Annotated in this window: 10 protein-coding genes; 5 read left to right on the forward strand and 5 right to left on the reverse strand. The window is 70.2% G+C overall.

Annotated features, from left to right (window positions below; genetic code table 11):
- Positions 1-43 precede the first annotated feature (43 nt).
- The 5 genes from OED01_RS16145 to OED01_RS16165 are packed head-to-tail and all read left to right on the forward strand — an operon-like array spanning position 44 to position 8,216.
- Complete coding sequence (locus OED01_RS16145; protein WP_264156303.1) at positions 44-976, forward strand: carbohydrate ABC transporter permease; 933 nt, start codon at positions 44-46, stop codon at positions 974-976.
- A complete protein-coding gene (locus tag OED01_RS16150) occupies positions 973-1,806 on the forward strand; it encodes a carbohydrate ABC transporter permease (protein WP_264156304.1) in 834 nt (277 codons plus the stop codon). Before OED01_RS16145 ends, OED01_RS16150 begins: the two co-directional genes overlap by 4 nt.
- A gap of 2 nt (positions 1,807-1,808) precedes the next feature.
- Entirely contained in the window at positions 1,809-4,385 is a 2,577-nt protein-coding gene (locus tag OED01_RS16155) for a glycosyl hydrolase (protein WP_264156305.1), read from the forward strand.
- Entirely contained in the window at positions 4,382-7,174 is a 2,793-nt protein-coding gene (locus tag OED01_RS16160; RefSeq protein WP_264156306.1) for an FAD-binding and (Fe-S)-binding domain-containing protein, read from the forward strand. Before OED01_RS16155 ends, OED01_RS16160 begins: the two co-directional genes overlap by 4 nt.
- 4 nt (positions 7,175-7,178) lie before the next feature.
- On the forward strand, positions 7,179-8,216 hold the full coding sequence (locus OED01_RS16165; RefSeq protein ID WP_264156307.1) for a LacI family DNA-binding transcriptional regulator: 1,038 nt from the start codon (positions 7,179-7,181) through the stop codon (positions 8,214-8,216).
- Between the two features lie 35 nt (positions 8,217-8,251).
- Here OED01_RS16165 and OED01_RS16170 read toward each other — a convergent pair whose 3' ends face one another.
- The 5 genes from OED01_RS16170 to OED01_RS16190 all read right to left on the reverse strand — a co-directional run bounded on the left by OED01_RS16170 (position 8,252) and on the right by OED01_RS16190 (position 14,146).
- Positions 8,252-9,709, reverse strand: coding sequence for a DUF6716 putative glycosyltransferase (locus OED01_RS16170; RefSeq protein ID WP_264156308.1), 1,458 nt, complete (start codon positions 9,707-9,709; stop codon positions 8,252-8,254).
- Entirely contained in the window at positions 9,706-10,578 is an 873-nt protein-coding gene (locus OED01_RS16175) for an N-acetylneuraminate synthase family protein (protein ID WP_264156309.1), read from the reverse strand. The genes OED01_RS16170 and OED01_RS16175 overlap by 4 nt, the downstream gene beginning before the upstream one ends.
- 87 nt (positions 10,579-10,665) lie before the next feature.
- On the reverse strand, positions 10,666-11,823 hold the full coding sequence (locus OED01_RS16180) for an acylneuraminate cytidylyltransferase (protein WP_264156310.1): 1,158 nt from the start codon (positions 11,821-11,823) through the stop codon (positions 10,666-10,668).
- The gene (locus OED01_RS16185) at positions 11,820-13,154 is read right to left on the reverse strand and encodes an alpha-2,8-polysialyltransferase family protein (RefSeq protein WP_264156311.1); all 1,335 of its coding nucleotides are present in this window, start codon (positions 13,152-13,154) and stop codon (positions 11,820-11,822) included. Before OED01_RS16185 ends, OED01_RS16180 begins: the two co-directional genes overlap by 4 nt.
- Before the next feature lie 11 nt (positions 13,155-13,165).
- A complete protein-coding gene (locus OED01_RS16190) occupies positions 13,166-14,146 on the reverse strand; it encodes a glycosyltransferase family 2 protein (RefSeq protein WP_264156312.1) in 981 nt (326 codons plus the stop codon).
- Positions 14,147-14,254 lie beyond the last annotated feature (108 nt).

The raw sequence follows: 14,254 nt of genomic DNA on the forward strand, positions 1-14,254 counted from the left end.
CCTCCCCGTCCGCGCACCCCGATCGACCGACCAAGGAGTCCCGATGTCCACCACGACCGCTCCACCCCCGACCTCGAGCACGACAGCGACCGCGACCGCGACCGCGCGCAGCCGCGGCCGGAGCAGGTCTCCGTACCCCGGATGGTTCTACATCCCCTCCGGCGTCGTCTACGGGCTGTTCTTCATCCTGCCGACGATAGCGGCCTTCTACTTCAGCCTGACCCGGTGGTCGCTGTTCGACATCGAGTTCATCGGCCTGGACAACTTCGTGACCTTCTTCCGCGAGCCGATGCTGCTGCAGAGCTTCGCCAACACCTTCGTCTACGCGGTCATCACGAGCGGGCTGAAGGTCGTGCTCGGCCTGGTGCTCGCGGTGTTCCTCACCTCGCAGATCATCGCCCGCGGGTTCCTGCGCTCGGTCATCTTCTTCCCGGTGCTCGTCTCCACGATCGGCGTCGGGGTCACCTTCGAGGTGCTGCTCGACCCGTTCAACGGCCTGGTCAACTCCGCGCTCGGCGCGGTCGGCATCGACGGCCCCGGCTGGCTCACCGACCCCTCGCTCGCCCTCGTCTCCGTCGCGCTCGTGGATGTGTGGAAGGGCGTGGGCCTTGCCACCCTCATCTACATCGCCGGGATCGTCGCCATCCCCGGCGAATATATCGAGGCGGCCCGTGTCGACGGCGCCGGCGCGCTGCGCATCTTCTGGAACATCACCCTGCCGCTGGCCAGGCCCGCCACCGCCAGCGTCATCACGCTCTCCCTCATCGGAGGCCTGCGCTCGTTCGACCTCATCTGGGCGATGACCGGCGGCGGACCCGGCTTCGCCAGTGAGGTCGTCGCCTCGGCGATCTTCAAGCAGTACCAGTCCGGGTTCTTCGGGCTCTCCACCGCGGGCAACGTCGTGCTCTTCCTCGTCGTCGCCGTCATCGTCTTCCCGCTCTACCGCTGGCTCAACCGCAAGGAGGTGCAGCAGTGAACGCCGCACGCATCCGCCACGTCTCTCTCGGCATCCTGGCGATCGTCATCGCCGTCGTCGTGTTCGTCATCCCGTTCGTGTTCATCGTGCTCACCGCGTCGAAGACGCAGCAGGAGGCGTCGCTGCTGGAGTTCACGATCCCCACCCAGTGGGTGTTCTGGGAGAACCTCGTCGAGGTCCTGCAGACCCGCGAGAACATGCTCCCCCGCGCGCTGTGGAACAGCACAATCCTCACCGTGTTCAGCGTCACCGCGATCGTGATCCTCGCCGCCATGGTCGGCTACGTGCTGCAGCGGCGCCCCACCCGCTGGTCGGGGCTGGTCAACGCGCTCGTGCTCTCCGGGCTCATCATCCCGCCCGCCGTCGTCCCGACGATCTGGGTGCTCCAGATGCTGGGGCTTTTCAAGACGATGCCCGGCATGGTCTTCATGGAGATCTCGTTCAACCTCTCCTTCAGCATCATCCTGTTCCGGGCGTTCATCTCGACGATCCCGCGGGAGCTCGATGAAGCCGCACTCATCGACGGGGCAGGCCCGCTGCGGATCTTCTTCCGCGTGATCCTGCCGCTGCTCAAGCCCGTCGTCGTCACCGTGATCGTGATCCAGGTCGTGCACGTGTTCAACGACTTCACTGGGCCGCTGTACTTCCTGCCCGGAGACGAGAACGTGACCGCCCAGCTCACGCTCTTCAACTTCCAGAGCGAAGAGGTGAACAGCTTCAACCTGCTCTTCATGACCGTGTTGATCATCACCGTCATCCCGCTCGTGCTGTACCTCTTCTTCAATCGCCAGATCGTCGCCGGCATGACCGCCGGCGCAGTCAAAGGATGACCATGACCACGCCAGACACCGCTCTCTCCGAACTCCGCGACGGGTTCGCCGCGCCGCCGGACGACGCCAGGCCGATGATGCGCTGGTGGTGGTTCGGGCCGCGCGTCGACCGCACGGACCTGATCGCGGATCTCGATGCGATGCGCGCAGCGGGGATCGGCGGAGTCGAGCTCTCGGTCGTCTATCCGCTCTCCGAGGACTCCGACCGCTATCTCTCAGAGACCTTCCTGGCGGATGCCCGCTTCGCCGCGGAGGCGGCGGCCGAACGGGGGATGCGCTTCGACCTCACCCTCGGCAGCGGCTGGTCCTTCGGTGGCCCGCACATCACCGACGAGACCGCGGCGCGCAAGCTGTCGTGGGATCGGAGGGACATCAGCGTCGCCGCCGCGGATATCCCCGTGGCCAACAGCTGGCCTGGCGACCGGTTCATCGCGGCCTACGTAGGCGACGGGTCCATTCAGGAGCCACCGGAGGAGTACGATGTCGTCGCTGTCGAGGACGGCGTTCTGCATATCCCCGCAGGCAACGGCCCACGGCTGCTCCTGCTGTGCACCGCCCGGCTCACCGGCCAGCAGGTCAAGCGCGCCGCGGTCGGTGCGGAGGGGCCCGTGCTCGATCACTTCAGCAGGGCCGCCACCGAAGCGCACATCGCCGCCGTCTGCGACCCGCTCCTCGACGCGGTCCCTGCCGAACTACTCGGGTCGGTGTTCTGCGACAGCCTCGAGGCGTATGCCGCGGACTGGAGTTTAGGTGTGTTCGAGGCATTCCGGGCGAAGCACGGGTACGACCCAGTCCCCGTGCTGCACCGGCTGCACACCGGGTCCGCCGCAGGCAGGGACCTCCGCGCCGATTACTACGGCACCCTCACCGCGCTGTACGAGCAGAACTTCGTCGTGCCGCTGCGCGCCTGGGCGGCCGGCCGCGGCGTCCCCTTGCGCATTCAGGGCTACGGCGAGCCGCCCGCCGGGATCAGCAGTTACAGGTTCGCGGATGCCTTCGAAGGCGAGGGATGGGGGTGGCGCGAGCTCACCCAGACTCGCTGGGCGACGTCCGCCGCCCATCTCTACGACCGGGACGTGGTGTCCTCGGAGACGTGGACGTGGATCCACTCGCCATCGTTCCGCGCCACGCCGATGGACCTCCGCGGCGAGGCGCACGAGCACCTCCTGGCCGGCATCAACCAGTTCATCGGCCACGGCTGGCCGCACTCGCCGTCGTCGGTGCCCGGCAAGGGCTGGATGCTGTACGCCGCCGGGGCGTTCGACACCCGCAACCCGTGGTCTCCGGCGATGCCCGGTCTCATCTCCTATCTGCACCGCCTGTCGTGGCTGATGCGGCAAGGCCGCCACATCGCCGACGTCGGCGTCTACACGAGCCCGAGGGCGGTCGGGGCAATTCTCCGCTCCGGAGAGCCGAGCGAGCTGAACTTGTGGCGATCCACCAACGACTTCGTCGGCGACGCGCTCACCGGCGCGATCCGCGAGGGCGGGTTCGACTACGACGCGTGGGACGACGACGCAGTGTTCCCCGCCATCGAGCGGTACGGCGCGCTGGTGCTCCCCCGCGGCTCTGTGGTACCGGCCGATGTCGCCCAACGACTGTCGGCACACATCCTGGACGGCGGGGTCGTGCTCGCTCTCGGTGAGGCGCCGACCGGTGTCGAGGGGGCGACCGTCGTGGCCGGCGAATCGGCACTCCCCGAACGCCTCGCCGCGCTCCTCGGCGGTCCGGACGCGCTGACCGATTCGGCAGACGTCGGGGTCGCGCACCGGTCGATCGGCGATCTGGAGGTGTACTTCGTCGCCAACACCGGCGCCGAAGAGGTCCGCACCCGGCTTCACCCGCGTACCCCCTTCGGCACCGTCCAGGAGTGGGACGCTGCCACCGGCACCGCTCGCGTGCGCGCGGGCGTCGCCGCCGGCATCCCGCTGCATCTGGAGCCCTACGCCGCGACCGTGATCGTGACGACGCCCGTCGCGGCGGAGGGCGTCGACGCGACGACTCCCGCCTCGGCGGATGGGGTGCGGATCGCCCTGCCGACGTGGTCGGTGCGGTTCCCCGACGACGAGGCCGCCGTGCCGGTGACGACGCCGCACATCTGGGAGCGCGACGGTCGCCCCGACTACTCAGGAACCGCCGAGTACACCACGCAATTCGTGCTCGACGAGGAGCCGTTCGCAGACCTCGTCCTGGACTTCGGCCGCTGCGCCCCGCACCCGGCGGGCGACCACGAGGAGATCGGCATCCGCGGTCGGTCGTTCCGCGTCGCCGTCGCACCCCCGGTCGGCGAGATCGCCGAGGTGATCGTGAACGGGCGGCACGCCGGGGTCGTCTGGGGCACGCCGTACCGGCTCGCCGTGGGCGGGCTGCTGCACGCCGGCGAGAACACCGTGGTCCTGAAGGTGTCCAACACCGGCGGCAACGCCGTCGCGGCCGATCCGCGCGTGGTCGCGGATGCCGAGGCCACCACGGCGAAGTACGGACGGCGGTTCCGGATGCAGGACTTCGACCTCGCCGCCGACCGGGTGCGCTCTGGTCTGGCCTGCGTGCCCGTGCTGCGCGTCGGCACGCAGGCGTGAGCACCGTTGCAGAGGCGCTGTCTGCCCTGCGGGCGGCGCTCGGCGAGTGCATCGACACGAGCATCCGACGCAGGGCCGAATACTCCAGCGACGCCTCGAATTACCGGGTCGTACCGGAGGCCGTGGTCTTCCCGCAGGGTACGGACGATGTCGTCTCCGCGGTTCGCCTGGCGAGGGAGCATCGCCTGCCCGTCACGGCCAGGGGCGCCGGCACCTCGATCGCGGGCAACGCCGTGGGTGCGGGCCTCGTGCTCGACCTCAGCGGCCTCGACCGGATCATCGAGATCGACGCGGAGGCGCGGACCGCGCGGGTGCAGGCCGGTGTCGTGCTGGCCGACCTGCAACGGGCTGCCGCCGCGCACGGACTGCGGTTCGGCCCTGACCCTTCGTCGCAGTCCCGATGCACGATCGGCGGGATGATCGGCAACAACGCGTGCGGTCCGAGGGCGATGCACTGGGGGCGCACATCCGACAACGTCACCGCCCTGAGGATCGTCGACGGGACGGGGCGCATCCGCGACCTCGGCCCCTCGAACCCGGTGCCGGAGCTGGAGCAGGTGGCGGATGCCCATCTCGCCACGATCCGCACCGAGTTCGGCCGCTACGCCAGGCAGGGCTCGGGGTTCGGGCTCGAGCATCTGCTGCCCGAGAACGGCCGCGATGCCGCGAAGGCGTTCGTCGGGACCGAGGGCGCCTGCGGCGTCATCCTCGAAGCGACAGTCCGATTGGTTCCGATCCCGACCGCCACCGCGCTGGCGGTGCTCGGCTACGACGACATCACCCTGGCCGCGGACGATGTGCCGGCCCTCCTGCCGCTCCGGCCCATCGCGATCGAGAGCCTCGACGCCCAGCTCGTCGAGGTGGTGCGACGAGCGGGCGGAGACATCCCGCCTCTACCCGGCGGCAGGGCATGGCTGTTCGTCGAGACGGCAGGCGAGGCTCCCGCGACCGCACTGGCTGAGGCCGAGCGGATCGCCGGGGCATCGTCCGCAATCGATGTGGCAGTGCTCCCCGCCGGCGCCGACGCGACACGTCTGTGGGGCATCAGGGCGGACGGTGTCGGCCTCGCCGGTCGCACCGCCGAGGGCGCTCCGGCGTGGGCCGGGTGGGAGGACGCATCCGTGCCCCCGGAACATCTCGGCGATTATCTGCGCGCCTTTGAGGCGCTGAAGGCAGAGCATGGCGTCAGCGGCCTGAGCTACGGCCACTTCGGCGATGGATGCGTGCACACCCGCATCGACTATCCGATCGCCGACGATCCGGACGGGTTCGCCCGGTTCATCTCCGCTGCGGCCGAGCTCGTACTGGAACGCGGCGGCTCGCCGTCCGGGGAGCACGGCGACGGCAGGGCCAGGGGCGACCTGCTTCAGCGGATGTACTCCGCGGATGCCCTGCGCGCCTTCGCCGCCTTCCGCGCCGTGTTCGACCCCGACGGCATCCTGAACCCCGGGATCGTCGTCGACCCCGCACCGATTTCGGCCGACCTGCGTCTGCCAGGCGTGCGCCCCCTCCCGACGATCGGGTTCGCGTTCGCCCACGACGGCGGCGATCTGGGCGCGGCTGCGCACCGATGCACCGGCGTCGGGAAGTGCCGGGCCAGCCATGCGAACGCGGCGGGGTTCATGTGCCCCTCGTTCCGCGCCACCGGTGACGAGCGCAACACCACCAGGGCCCGCGCCCGCGTGCTGCAGGAGGCGGTCAACGGCACGCTCGTCGACGGCATCCGCTCGCCCGCTCTGGCCGACTCCCTCGACCTCTGCCTCTCCTGCAAGGCGTGCTCATCGGACTGCCCAGCCGAGGTCGACATCGCCACCGTCAAATCCGAGGTGCTGCATCAGAAGTATCGCGGAAGGATTCGTCCGCTGAGTCACTACACCTTCGGGCGCCTGCCGCAATGGCTGCGCATCGCCGGAATCGCCCCGTGGGCGCTCGACGCGGTCCAGAGCGTCCCCGGCATCCGCAGACTGCTCATGCGGCTCATCGGCGCAGACCCGCGCCGCTCGCTGCCGCGGCTGCCCGCTCGCTCTCTGCAGCGGCGATGGCGAGGCCGAGGCGGCGTCGACCGGCCGGACGTGCTCATTTGGGCGGACAGCTTCACCGACCGCATCTCCCCTGAGGTCGGCGAGGCGGCCGCCGCCGTGCTCGAGGACGCCGGTTACCGGGTGGGGCTCGTGCCGCCCGGCGTCTGCTGCGGCCTCACCTGGATCACCACCGGCCAGCTCGACGGCGCGCGTCGCCGTCTGAGGGCCGGACTCGACATTCTCGAGCCGTCGCTCGCCGCCGGCATCCCGATCATCGGCCTCGAGCCCTCGTGCACGGCGGTGCTGCGCAAGGACGTCCTCGAACTGCTGCCGGACGATCCTCGGGCACGGCAGGCAGCCGCTTCCGTGCGGACCCTCGCCGAGTTCCTGACCGATCCGGCCGCGCCGCACGCGGCGAGCTGGCGGCCTCCGGATCTCAGCGGGACACGGATCATCGCCCAGCCGCATTGCCATCAGCACGCAGTATTGGGGTTCTCCGCGGATGCGGAACTGCTGCGCCGGAGCGGCGCCGAAGTCGACACGCTGGACGGGTGCTGCGGCATGGCCGGCAATTTCGGCATGGAGGCCGGTCACTACGAGCTCTCAGCGTCGATCGCCCGGCTCGCCCTGGCACCTGCGGTCGATTCCGACGCCGATGCGGTGCTGCTGGCAGACGGACTCTCCTGCCGAACCCAGGCATCCGATCTGATGGCGCGTGACTCGGTGCATCTGGCTGAGCTGATCCGTCCGCCGCGCGGGGTAGCGTAGCGGGGTGGACACGCCTCGACGCGAGAGGGTCGGCGTACGGGAGGTCGCCCTCGCGGCCGGAGTCTCCCTAGGGACCGTCTCGCATTACCTGAACACACCAGACCGGGTGTCGGAGGAGAAACGCGCGCGCATTCAGGCCGCCATCGACGAACTCGGTTTCGTACGCAACAGTGCGGCAGGCCAACTGCGCAACGGCCGCAATGCTCTGATCGGCTACCTCGCCCCCGAGATCTCGACGCCGTACTTCGGCGTCGTTTCCGAGGGGGTCGAGCGCCGCGCGTCCGAGATCGGCTACTCGGTGCTGATCGCGAGCTCGCACGGCGACCTCGATCGGGAGGTCTCGTACCTTGACATGTTCGAACAACAGCGCGTGCAGGGCATCCTGGTCGCCGCACGTCACGACATCGAGGAGAAGCTCGCGGATATCCGCGAGCGCGGCATCCCGTCAGTACTGGTGAGCCGCCAGGCACGTACGACGGATCAGCCTTCAGTCACCGTCGACGATGTGCGAGGCGGCGAACTGGTCGGCGAGCATCTGCTGCGGACCGGCCGCCGCAGGATCGCGTTCATCGGTGGACCGTTCGCCATCCGCCAGGTCGCCGAACGGTTCGCGGGACTCCAACAAGCCATGCGCTCCGTCCCCACAAGCTCGATCGAGGTGATCGACAGCCCAAACCGATCGCTTGAGGACGGTGTGCGTATCGGGAGGATGCTCGCCGATCGCCCCGCGTCCGAGCGACCGGATGCGGTCTTCGCCGTGAACGACCTGCTCGCCATGGGCGTCATGCAAGCACTCGTCTCCGAGGGTTCGACTCGTGTGCCGGAGGACCTCGCAGTCGTCGGCTACGACGACGTGCCCTTCGCCGCGGCATCCGTGATTCCCCTCACCTCTGTGCGCGCCACGCGCGCGGGTTACGGGGAGGCCGCCTTCGACCTGCTCTTCGAGCAGATGACCGCCGGGCAGCGCCCCACCGCAACCAGCTCCCACCTGGTGTTCCAGCCGGAACTGTTCGTGAGGGCGTCGAGCGCACCGATCGCCTGACACGATACAGAATGGGCGTGCGCGCCTCTCAGCGCTCAGCGGCGGAGCGAGTCGGCGTGCGGGGACGGCTCGAGGGTGAAATCGGTGCCGGTCTCGGACCAGGTGTCCGTGGCGGCGCGACGGCGCGAGAGGATGCCGCGCACGAGCGGTGCTCCGACAGCCAGGGCGACCGCACCGGCCAGGCTGCGGTCGGCCGACCCGAGCACGCTCTTGCGATGCCACGCCGCGTGCAGCGCTCCCCCGCGCGGCGGCGGAACCGGCCGCGGCGCGAGCGTTCCCGCTCGCCGCTGCGCGATCAGCTGCTCGACATGGGTCCACCAGTCCGATTCGGATGCCGGGTGGAAGTAGTTCTCCCACATCCACCCGGGATGCGGATGCCGGAACTGCCGGCGCACCACTTCCTCGCCGCTGCCCAGCAGGCCGCTGCCGATGAACACCGTGTTCAGCAGCTGCTTGCTCACCCCGAACGTGTCCAGAGCGATGACGGGGACACCAGCCGCGAGCGCCTCGATCGCCGCGGTCGAGCTGACGGTCACGAGTCCGTCGGCGCGTTCGAGGGCCGCAGCCATCGGCTGGTACGAGAACACGAGGTTGGCTGGTCGCGAGGAGAACAGGTCGGCGTAGGCATCCCGTTCGAGATGCGTCTCGGCCTCGCCTCGGCGCGACCGCAGCTTCACGACGACACGGCGGCGCGGGTTCGCCTCGGCGGCCCGCACGAGGATGTCCGCGATCGCGGTGCGCTCGTGACGCTCGACCGGCACCATGGCCTGTGCGGCGAACACGAGATCGGTGGCCGGCGGCCGCAGGGTGGCCTGCCCTCGCCCCGCTCCCCCCGTGAGCACGGCGGACTCCGACATTCCCCCCGCTCGTTGAGTGAGCACGGCGGAGCCGACCGAGTCGAAACGCGTCCGCGACTGAGTACCCGCTTCAGCCCGCTCGGCTCGCTCGACGAACGACGCGGGGGCGACGCGCTCGACGAACGAGGGCCGTTCGGCGGGCGCGGCGTACGGCAGCGTCGCGAGCCCGAGGGGCACGCGCACCCCGATCCGCTCCCCCAGCTCCGCGAATGCGCGTCGCTCACGATGCGAGTGCAGGACGACCAGGTCGCAGTGCTTGCGGTACTCGAGCGCGCCGCGCTGCGCCGGGATCGACATCCCCGGCAGCCCGCCGACGACGACCGGCCGCTTCTCGAGTCGGTCGATCTGAGCGCCGATCAGGCGGACGAACGCTCCGCGACCCGCCAGGACCACGGCATCCGGCTGGTGTCCGGACAGCCACCCGCGGACCTCGTCGAACGAGAGCCGGGTGACCTCGGCATCCGTGAAGGCCGTCCCCGTCAGCGCGGTCCGCTCCTGCTCACGGCTGACCGTGAGGGGCGTGTCGACGATCAGCAGATGACGGCGGACGCCGCTGACACCCGTCAGCAGCGACGCCGCCCACTTCACGAACGAGTCCGCGTCGGCGATCGCGACAACGCGCAGGCGGCCGCTCATGCCGGTACGCGACGCAGCTTCGCCATCGGGGCGAGCTCGCCGGGGAACACGCGCTTGATGCCGTCGCCGAGCGCCGTCTCGATCACGCGGATGTCGCGGACGAGGTGATCCAGACCCGTCGGCTCGAGGGATGCCGCGTGGTCGGACCCCCACATCGTCCGGTCGAGGGTGATGTGACGCTCGACGGCGACCGCGCCGATCGCGACGGCTGCCAGGGAGATCTGCAGGCCGCGTTCATGGCCGGAGTATCCGACGGGGATGCCGGGGTAGCGGTCGCGCAGCGACGCGATGACCCGCAGGTTCGCCTCTTCGGGCTCCATCGGGTACGTCGAGGTGGCGTGCATGAGGACCACCCGGTCGGTGCCGAGCACCTCGAGCGCCCGGTCGATCTGCTCGAGCGTCGACATCCCGGTCGAGAGGATCACCGGCCTGCCGGTCGCGCGCAGCGCCTCGAGCAACTCGGTGTCGGTCAGGCTCGCCGAGGCGACCTTGTGGGCGACGACGTTGAGGTCCTCGAGGAAGTGCACGCTGGGCACATCCCACGGGGAGGCGAACCAGTCGAGACCGAGCATGGTCGCGTGGTCGCCGATCTCGATGTACTCGTCCCGGCCGAACTCGACGCGCCGGCGGTACTCGAGATAGGTCATGGTGCCCCAGGGCGTCTCCCTCGGCACGTCGCGCATGTGCTCCGGCGTGGAGATCTCCGGTGTGCGCTTCTGGAACTTCACCGCGTTCGCGCCGCTGCGGGCCGCGACGTCGATCAGGCGCTTGGCGAGCTCGACATCGCCGTTGTGGTTCAGTCCGATCTCCGCGATCACGTAGACGGGCCTGCCGCCGCCGATCACGTGCGATCCGATGCTTACGGTCATGTCGTCCTCCAGTCGTGGGAAACCCCCGTCCTTCCTGGGTACGCCGCGATTGTGAACGTCACGCGACCTGCCGGTTACCGGGCACGGTCAGCGAGGCAACACCCTCTCGACGAGTTCGCGAACGGCACCCCGTCCGCCGTTGCGTTCCAGCACGACCCGCGCCTGCTCCCGCACGGCGGGGTGCGCGTTGCCGACCGCCACCGGCCAGCCGACGATCGCCATCGCGGCGAGGTCGTTGACGTCGTTGCCGAGGTACGCGATGTCGCTCAGCGCGACGCCGTTGTCGGCCGCCCAGCCCGCGAGCGCGGTGGCCTTGTCGTCGATGCCGTGCAGCACCGGCACCTGGAGCTTGTCCGCCCGCGCCCGCACCACCGGGTTGGTCTCGGTGGACAGGATCAGCATCGGGATGCCGGCCCTGCGCAGCAGCGAGACGCCCATGCCGTCTTCGCGGCTGACGCGCACGTGCTCGCGTCCCTCGCTGTCGACGAGCGCGGTGTCGTCGGTGTGCACGCCGTCGAAGTCGGTCACGACCGCGCGCACCGGGATCCGCACGTCGACATCCGAAGCCTCCACGAGATCCGCGACCGCGTCGGCCATCGCGAGCTGGTGGGCGTCGTCGATCTCGACGGCGGTCTGCTCCGGCACCTCGACGATCCCGATCCGGCCGAAGAAGCGATGCCCCGCGGCCCGGAAGCCCGCGGCATCGAACGCGTAGAACGCACCGGTCTCGAGGTAGTGCGGCTCCCGGTCCTGTCGCCGTGGCCGATGCGCCGCGTCGTGGTTGATCGCCTCCGCGGCGCGGTCTTCTCCTCGCCGCCACAGGAACCCGTACGTCTCGTGCGCCGAGAACGCGCTGTCGCAGCGTCCGTCGGCGATGAGCCCGATCGCCTCGTCGATGCCGGCGGTGGGGATGAACGGCGACGTGGCCTGCACGAACACGACGATCCCGACCGGGATGCCGGTGCCTTCGAGCTCGTCCATCGCGTGCAGCACCGCGCTCTCGGAGGAGGCGGTGTCCCCGGAGATCTCCGCCGGTCGCGTGATCACGCGCGCACCGGCGGCGGCCGCCACGGCCGCGATCTCGGCATCGTCGGTCGACACGACGACGAGGTCGACTCCGGATGCCGCGGCCGCTGCGCGCACCGCCCGCTCGACCAGCGGCACTCCGCCGACCCGGCGCAGGTTCTTGCGCGGCACCTGCTTGGATCCGCCTCTGGCGGGGATGATCGCCACGTTCCGGGTCATCGTCCGGTGACCGCCTTCCATGCTCGCGCGGCACGCCGCCTGGCGCCCGCGACGGTCAGTCGCGCCTCTTCGATCCGGCCGACGCCGCCCTGGGAGCGCAACGCCCGCCGCAGCAACTTCTCCCGCGGAGCCCCGGGGAGGTCGAGGTCGATGAGCCGCTCGGCGACGAAGTAGCGGTCGCGTTCGGCGGCATCCAGTTCAGTGAGCAACCGTTCGGCGCGCGGGCGCAGGTGGGCCGCGATACGCGGCTGCATGGCATAGCCGACGGCGTCGACGAGCAGCTGCAGTCGGGCCGGGTCTCGATAGCCGGAGTCGTCGCGGGTGAGCGCATCGACGATAGTCGCCGGGACGCGGTTGCTGTTCTCATACGGACTCAGCCGCGCGAGCACGGTGTCCAGCCCGGCCGAGGCGATGGACCGGTCGTACAGCGTGCGCACCGTCGGCAGAGCGGTCGAGAACCCGGCGACGACGACCGCGGCATCCAGGCGTTCGGCGACGAGTTCCGCCGGCGTCGGTCCGCGGTACTCGGCGAACGTCACACCGTGCCGGCGTGCGCGCTGCCGCAGGGCCGAGGTCACGGCCGGCGGAGCGGACGGATGGGGCTTGAACACGATCCGCGCCGGGTCCGACGCGACCGCGCGGTCGATCATCTCCTGCTGCATAGCGATCTCCTCGGCCGGTTCGACCAGGTCGAGGGCCGCGAGGTACTGGCCGAGGACGAGCACCGTGCGCGTCCCGTCGGCCAGCTCGTCCAGTGCGGGGTCGGCGACGACCGTCTCCGCGAGCGCGTCGCGGAACACCACCGCCGGTACGGGCACGCGTTCGGCACCCACCTCCGTGAAGACCAGGGGCGCGACGCCGGGAACGACGTCGGCGTAGACGACGCGACCGACGCGTTCGACCACGGTCCGCCCCAGGTCGACGCGGATCGGCGAGTAGGTCATGAGTCCGTCGCCGATGATCGTGATCCGCGCATCGGGGAACAGTGCCAGCAGCGTCTTCGCCGGCGCGACCTGCGGACTCTGCACGCACAGCTCCAGATCGTCGTCCAGCCGCCACGCGCTCGTGAGCAGGCGGCGCAGGACCGGCAGGTCGACGGCGTCCGGCTTCCACGACGACGGATGCCGCGGCGACAGCAGTTCATCCAGCGACTCCGACCGGGAGAACCGCCCCCGCAGCGACGCCAGGCCCGGTTGGGCGTCGATACCGGTGCTGGTCTCGGGCACGCGGGCGGTATTGACCGGCACGAGCACGTTCTCATGGTCGTCGTCGAAGAGCTGCGCGTCGATCGCGGCGGCCGCGGTCGCCAGACCATATGCACTGTGGAGCATGAACAGTCTCGTCATGTCGTCCGCTCCGCCTGTCGCAGGCTGCGTGCGAGCACGCGGCGCCGGGGTCCGTCCAGGTGTCTCAGCGCCGAGGCCGCCTGATCGGCGGGCAGCCGGGTGAGCAGCTCGCGGATCTCACGGCGCATCTCCCGCCGCAGCGCAGGCGCCATCTGCCGCGAACGGACCAGATGATGGGAGCTGAGGGCCAGCACGGTCCAGACCGCTTTGGGCAGGAAGCGCTCGGCCTCGGCATCCTGCTCCACCGTGTCGAGCACCGCGGACAGCGCGCGGGTGAAGTGCAGCTGTCGACGATCCCGCACCTGAGTGAGCGACGTGGGCACCCCCCGCCGGTAGAGCAGGGCAGGGGCGTCGACGACGGCGAACGATCGCGCGTGCAGGTGCAGGCGCCAGATCCACGGGCGGTCCTCCGCCGTGAACAGGCCGTCGTCGAAGACCGCGAGTCCACGGTCGATGATCCGCCGATGGAATATGCCCGCCCAGGCATACGGGTAGTCGACCATGGTCGTGTCGTCGGCCGGGAGGATCGCATCGCGCGGGGAGTCCACCGCACCGCGCCACGCGTAGGGCGCCCGGACGAGCGTGCGCTTGACGCCCGTGACGCGGACGTGATCGGTGCGGAGGAAGTCGCAGTCGAGCTCCCGAAGACGGTCGGCGAGCACGCGGAGGCGCCCCGGCTGCATCCAGTCGTCGCCGTCGATGAAGCAGAACGCGTCACCTTCGACGTGGTCCAGTCCCTGATTGCGCGCGGTCGCGAGGCCCACCGGCTTCGCATTCGTGATCACCTCGGCGTGCGGGAATCGTTCCGCATGGCTGCGCATGATCGCGCCGGTGCCGTCGGAGGATCCGTCGTCGATCGCGACCAGCTTCAGCGCCGCGGGCTCGTCGAACTGACGCGTCAGAGTCTCGAGCGTGGTGCCGATGTAGGGCGCGGCATCCTTGGCCGGGAGGATGACAGTGACGGACGGCGTGCTCACGGCGGGCATGGTGGCACGCGCGTGTTGCCGGGAGGCGACGGCCGGGTGAACGGACGGTGCCCCAGGCGGCGGCGCCGACCGTGGCGGTCGGCGGTGGTGGCCGGCTTT

It is taken from the genome of Microbacterium sp. M28, from assembly GCF_025836995.1.
Classification (GTDB): domain Bacteria; phylum Actinomycetota; class Actinomycetes; order Actinomycetales; family Microbacteriaceae; genus Microbacterium.

Excerpts from the sequence above, each read along its gene's own strand:
- OED01_RS16145 (WP_264156303.1), top strand. The coding sequence starts at position 44 with ATGTCCACCACGACCGCTCCACCCCCGACCTCGAGCACGACAGCGACC.
- OED01_RS16155 (WP_264156305.1), top strand. The coding sequence starts at position 1,809 with ATGACCACGCCAGACACCGCTCTCTCCGAACTCCGCGACGGGTTCGCC.
- OED01_RS16170 (WP_264156308.1), bottom strand. The coding sequence starts at position 9,709 with ATGAGCGGCCGCCTGCGCGTTGTCGCGATCGCCGACGCGGACTCGTTC.
- OED01_RS16175 (WP_264156309.1), bottom strand. The coding sequence starts at position 10,578 with ATGACCGTAAGCATCGGATCGCACGTGATCGGCGGCGGCAGGCCCGTC.
- OED01_RS16180 (WP_264156310.1), bottom strand. The coding sequence starts at position 11,823 with ATGACCCGGAACGTGGCGATCATCCCCGCCAGAGGCGGATCCAAGCAG.
- OED01_RS16185 (WP_264156311.1), bottom strand. The coding sequence starts at position 13,154 with ATGCTCCACAGTGCATATGGTCTGGCGACCGCGGCCGCCGCGATCGAC.